Source organism: Oleiphilus sp. HI0080 (assembly GCF_001635135.1).
On record NZ_LWFU01000320.1, the window covers coordinates 1 to 5,529 of the forward strand.

At 47.0% G+C, this 5,529-nt stretch carries 7 protein-coding genes; 4 read left to right on the forward strand and 3 right to left on the reverse strand.

Annotation, left to right across the window (positions count from 1 at the left end; genetic code table 11):
- From A3751_RS03775 to A3751_RS03785, 3 genes are all read left to right on the forward strand, one after another.
- The coding region (locus tag A3751_RS03775) for an inorganic phosphate transporter (RefSeq protein ID WP_197466163.1) at nt 1-1,021 on the forward strand (1,021 nt) is incomplete at its 5' end.
- A 177-nt stretch (nt 1,022-1,198) separates the two neighbouring features.
- Complete coding sequence (locus A3751_RS03780) at nt 1,199-2,242, forward strand: GMP reductase (RefSeq protein ID WP_068452289.1); 1,044 nt, start codon at nt 1,199-1,201, stop codon at nt 2,240-2,242.
- Nucleotides 2,243-2,330: 88 nt separating this feature from the next.
- Nucleotides 2,331-2,981 (forward strand): hypothetical protein, encoded by a 651-nt coding sequence (locus tag A3751_RS03785; RefSeq protein ID WP_068452292.1) that lies wholly within the window; start codon nt 2,331-2,333, stop codon nt 2,979-2,981.
- A gap of 156 nt (nt 2,982-3,137) precedes the next feature.
- On the opposite strand, the gene A3751_RS03790 is transcribed toward A3751_RS03785, so the two are convergent.
- The 3 genes from A3751_RS03790 to A3751_RS03800 are packed head-to-tail and all read right to left on the reverse strand — an operon-like array spanning nt 3,138 to nt 5,161.
- Entirely contained in the window at nt 3,138-3,326 is a 189-nt protein-coding gene (locus A3751_RS03790) for a CPXCG motif-containing cysteine-rich protein (protein WP_068452295.1), read from the reverse strand.
- Between the two features lie 15 nt (nt 3,327-3,341).
- Nucleotides 3,342-4,346, reverse strand: a complete 1,005-nt coding sequence (locus A3751_RS03795) for an SDR family oxidoreductase (RefSeq protein ID WP_082863040.1) — start codon at nt 4,344-4,346, stop codon at nt 3,342-3,344.
- Nucleotides 4,346-5,161 carry a lysophospholipid acyltransferase family protein gene (locus A3751_RS03800; protein WP_068452298.1) on the reverse strand — a complete coding sequence of 272 codons (816 nt, stop codon included), beginning with the start codon at nt 5,159-5,161 and terminating at the stop codon, nt 4,346-4,348. Before A3751_RS03800 ends, A3751_RS03795 begins: the two co-directional genes overlap by 1 nt.
- Nucleotides 5,162-5,171: 10 nt before the next feature.
- On the opposite strand from A3751_RS03800, the gene A3751_RS03805 reads away from it, so the two are divergent.
- The coding region (locus A3751_RS03805) for a GNAT family N-acetyltransferase (RefSeq protein WP_369821222.1) at nt 5,172-5,529 on the forward strand (358 nt) is incomplete at its 3' end.

Consider the following 5,529-nt stretch of genomic DNA (forward strand, 5'->3'; position numbering starts at 1 on the left):
CGCGAGCTGGGTGATCTCTCCGGTGCTGGGTGGTTTAATAGCCGCTGGCTTTCAACTCTATATAAAGCGCAACATCATGCACAGTGATGACATGCTTGGTGCCGCAAAACGATATGTCCCATACTTGCTCGGTATTATGGCTTGGTCGTTTGCGACGTATCTCGCTGTAAAAGGCTTGAAGAAAATTTTTCCGATGTCTTTCTTTGAGGCGGCCATGCTCGGCTTAGCGGTCGCTGTTGCCGTGTTTGCTTTGAGCAAAGTAGCGGTAGGGAAGGCGGCAAAAGTCAATGACAATAATTCTGAGGGCGTTAACAATCTCTTTACTTGGCCGTTGATTTTCGCCGCAGCACTCTTGAGTTTCGCGCATGGAGCCAACGACGTAGCGAATGCTGTTGGCCCACTAGCTGCGATTGCCGATGCGATACAGAACGACGGCGTTTCCGCCAAAGCGGCAATCCCGTTATGGGTGATGATGATTGGTGCTATTGGTATTGCACTGGGTCTGCTCCTGTTTGGACCTAAGCTGATCAAAACCGTCGGTTCTGAAATTACGGATATTGATAAATCGCGCGCTTTCTGTGTTGCCTTGGCCGCATCAATTACGGTCATTATCGCGTCTCAGCTTGGCTTGCCAGTCAGCTCTACGCATATTGCCGTCGGCGGTGTATTTGGTGTTGGCTTTCTTCGGGAGTACATGCGTTTCCAGTCAGCGATTAAACTCCACAAAATGGCGGAACAGCACGAGGGCGATGAGAAGAAGCGTTTGCAGGAGTTTCTAGAAAACTTCGAACAAGCAGACCTGAAAGAAATGGAAGATCTGTTGAACGCCGCGAAGGTTAACAAGTCGAGCCTTGGTATTACGAAGGCAGAGCGTAAGCAGCTTAAGTCGATCTATCGTGAGCAGCTTGTAAAGCGTTCGGCAATTAAGAAGATTGTGACCGCCTGGATTGTAACGGTACCTTGTTCAGCTGGACTGGCCGCTGGAATCTTTTTCTTGATCAGGCCTTGGTTTTTCGTCTAAACCTGACCAAGTGGTTGATATTTAAGGTGTTCTCAAAAATAGGGGCATTTGATCGAATTTTAAGCACTGTAAATTCGATCAAATTCACTCCCTTTTTCAAAATTCTCCCCCTATAATCCCGTCCCGCTAACACGCGTAGGCGTGTAATTTCGGTTTCAAACACGGGTGAAATACCAGATGCATATCGAGAATGACATTAAACTTGGGTTCAAGGACGTGCTTATTCGTCCAAAGCGTTCAACGCTAAAGAGTCGCTCACAAGTGAGCGTGGAGCGAACTTACACCTTTAGAAATAGCGGTCAAACATGGACGGGTGTCCCGGTCGTTGCGGCTAATATGGATACCGTAGGGACGTTCGAGATGGCAGAGAAACTCGCCTCATATAAGATGCTGACGGCTATTCATAAGCACTATACCGTTGAGCAATGGGCTGAGTGGCTTTCTAAGCAAGATGATTCGATTTACGACCATGTGATGGTTTCTTCAGGCACTTCTGATGAAGACTTTGAGAAAGTAAAAGCCATCATTGCTCAAAACCCCAAGATGCGCTTCTTATGTATTGATGTCGCCAATGGTTACTCGCAACACTTTGTTGACTTTGTCCGTCGTGCTCGCGCTGATCTGCCCGAGATCATTATCATCGCTGGAAACGTGGTGACGGGTGAAATGACGGAAGAGCTGCTGCTTTCAGGTGCCGATGTCGTCAAAGTCGGTATTGGTCCAGGTTCAGTGTGTACCACGCGTGTTAAGACTGGCGTAGGATATCCGCAGTTGTCAGCAGGCATTGAATGTGCAGATGCGGCGCACGGCTTAGGTGGGCATGTTATTTCTGATGGCGGCTGTACTTGTGCTGGTGACGTCTCCAAGGCATTCGGCGGCGGCTCGGACTTTGTCATGCTCGGAGGAATGCTCGCAGGCCACGACGAATCTGGCGGCGAGATGGTCGAACGTGATGGTAAGACGTATAAACTGTTTTACGGCATGTCGTCATCTACAGCGATGAACAAACACTCTGGAGGCGTTGCCAACTACCGCGCTTCTGAAGGTAAGACAGTTGAAATGCGGTACAAAGGACCTGTCGATAACACCGTTCAAGACGTACTCGGTGGCGTTCGCTCAACATGTACTTATGTCGGTGCAGCAAGCTTGAAAGAGCTTTCAAAGCGGACAACCTTTATTCGTGTTCAAGAGCAGGAAAACAACGTTTACGGCAAAGAGTAATACCCGTAATATTCTCGATGAAAATACCCCTCGTCTGAGGGGTATTTTTTTGTCCTATAAAAATTCAAATACAAAACAGGAAATAAGAATGGTAAGCAAAAAGCGCATCGTAAGTTCTTTGTTGTTGGGTGCACTTGCCCTTGGTGCCCATGCAGAAGAGACAGCGAAGGTATTGTCGCAAGAAGAGTCGCAAGACGAGTCGGCTAAGACGCAAGCTTCACAAACGATTTTAGGTTTAGAGTTGTTTACAGGTGAATCGAAAATCAATGGAAAAGCGGCGGGTATTTCGCTTTCGGAGACCTTTGATCGTACTGGTGTGCGTTTCAAGTTTGGCGCGAAAAAAGTTTCCGGCGCCCGTTTTGAGGGTTATCTAGAGCTCGAAGACTACGACGCATTTGATAACGGCGTTGTCGGTGTAGGTGGAAATATTCGATATGCCTTCGGTGATGATGACGCGTTCAGACCGTTTTGGAAAATTGGTGCGGCGATCGGTTCGACAGAGCTTGAAGACGATGTTTTTGTGCAATATGAAGACGAGTCTTTGGGCTACTTTGCCCTCGTGGCAGGTTTGGGGCTCGAGAAAAAGATCAGTGAAAAAGCGGACTTTCTGATCGGCCTCGATATTGGAAAGCGTTATTGGCAAGACATTGAATTTAGAGACTCATTTTTTAACCGAGTAACCGTGGAACAGGATGATACGCCTGTTAGCATCTATATTGGTTTGAATTTTGGCATCTAATGGCCTTTAAGCAGAGTAGGTGGGTTGCATGAATATGCGGCCTATCTACCTTTTCTGAGCTGTGATTTACGCGCTCAGCGTTCTTTGTTCGGTTCTTGTATTTTTCTACTAATCTCCACTACTCGTTAGTGCGGTTGCTCATACGGTGCTCGTTGATCAGTCGCTCTCGCGTTCTGCATGAATCGTGACGTGCTCACTGTCACACACAACGTCGAATAAAATGGGGCGACAGCAAACGAAACAGTCCTCGACATATTCCTGATGCTCTACACTGCGATCAACCAAGATCGTGAAGCGCTCCCAGCAGAAAGGGCATTGCACCTGTTCTTCGCTCAGTAGCTCCACCTTGTCCTCTCTTTGCTAAGATTGTTTAAAGTCTCTGTAGCTACGGAATATGTCGCGAAGTGGATGCTTTGGTTTAAAGCCATATGTCTCTTCAAAGTCACGGCCATCGATCACAACAGGATATTTGAAGTAGTTGATGAGGTAGGAAGGGAACGATTTTAGGTTCAATATTCGCGCAATCATTTTTGGTAAAAGAGGCGGAATGGACGGCACAGGAATGGGGGTGCAGCCACATAGCTCTAAAGCGTCTTGATAAGCGACCCAGTCGCTTGGTGCAACATTGAACACGCCTCGATGGCATTTTTTGTAGGCAAGTTCTATCGCATCTGCCATGTCATCAATATGAATGAATTGCATGATCGGAGAGAAACCAAGCAAACATGGGGGGAACTTGCTTGAGAGCAGTCGGCTTATGGTGTTGTTTACGCCGGGGCCGACGATGTTGCATGGACGCAAAATCGTGATGTGTAGATCTGGATACTTCCACAAGTAAATATTGGCGAGGTTTTCAAGTTCCACCGAGTCTACAAGGTCTTGGGTGAGTTCGGCCGCTTTGAGCGGCGCAGTCTCATCTATCAACGCAGGGTTGTAAGCATCGGCACCATACACATGGAACGTCGACAAAATGAGCACGTGACGGATGCCATACTTGTGCGCCAAATCCATTAGCTTTTGCGTACCAAGTACATTGGCGTTGTAGCGCCGCATCATGGTTTCTTCGCTGCTTTGAATTCGCCCAAGATGGATGACGCTGTCAAAATCATAGCTCTTAAAAAGATCTTCAAAGACGCGCTTGTTGTAATCCAACTTGTAACTTGGAATATCATCGCTGTGATAGGTCTCTTGTCGAAAATCGACGGCGACTATCTGAACATGATCTCTTAAGCGCTGAATTACTTGCTGCGCCAAAGCGCCTGCAGCGCCGGTAATAAGAACCGTTGGTTTTTTCTTCACCGAGGCCGATTTTCTTTTTGGCGCGGTTTTTTTAGCGGTGGTCGTTTTTTTGTTAGGTGCTGTCATCAGAAAATACTTTTACGCTGTTCTAGGCCTTTTGCTATCAAGCCGTTAATTGCTTTTTTGACTTTCTCTACGCGTCTTACAACTTGATCTTCGGTGAGCTCTTCATTATCAAAGTAAATTGGCTTACCAAAGTTGAGGTGTACCTTGGCTGGAAAAATAACGGGCAGGGCAACCGGCACGTAAGGAATGCCAAGCATTTTTGCGAGTGGTTTTATGTTCGCAATAGCGGGAATCGTTTCTTCGCAGCCAACCACACCAACGGGCACGATAGGCGTATTGTGCTCCATGGCGAGTCGTACAAAGCCATTGCCAAATCGCTGCAATTCATAACGTTTGCTATAGGGTTTACCAGAGCCTCTAATACCTTCCGGAAAGACGATAACGGCCTCGCCATTATCTAGCATTTTGGCACAGTTGGTTGGGTCTCCAAGCACTGCGCCTAACTGATTGAGTACATTGCCAACATAAGGAACAGTAGGAAAAAATCGCTCTATCATTGCTCGTGGATAGCGCGGAGCATGCTCCCGGTTTGCCACAGCATAGCCAATGAGCGTTCCATCGATAGGCAACTGTCCACTATGGTTCGCCACGATCAACACCGGACCACTACTAGGAATATGTTCGATGCCATGTGTTTCGACACGAAAGTACTTGTCGTAAATGGTCGAAAATAGGGAGAACATAATTTTGTTGGTATCTGTGTTGAGGCCCCAAGGATCGTAACCTAGAGACCCAACAGGATTTTTGATGCGATCGAGTTTCTGATCCAATTCGGATGAAACGAGTGTTTTTTTGAGAAATGCTTTTAACTTCATGATGTACAACGTGGCTCAAAGTTATGATTATCGTTTAGTGCACGCCTTTAGAGATGTATTATTCCACAATCTTCATGCGGGTAAACAATTAAAAGACGATTTGATGAATAAAAACGCGATTACTTGGTTTAGTAAGCCTTTTACAGAGATGAGCGCGCACGAGATGCATCGAATTTTGATGCTGCGTCAGGATGTGTTTGTGATCGAGCAGGACTGCATTTATCCGGATATCGATACCAAAGATGACGATGCATTACACGTTTTTTGTCGTGATCAAAGTGGCGCCATTCTCGCTTATGCGCGCCTAGTGCCGCCCGGGCTTAAATTTGCAGAGCCCGCGGTTGGCAGAGTCGTTGTTGCGCGTCATG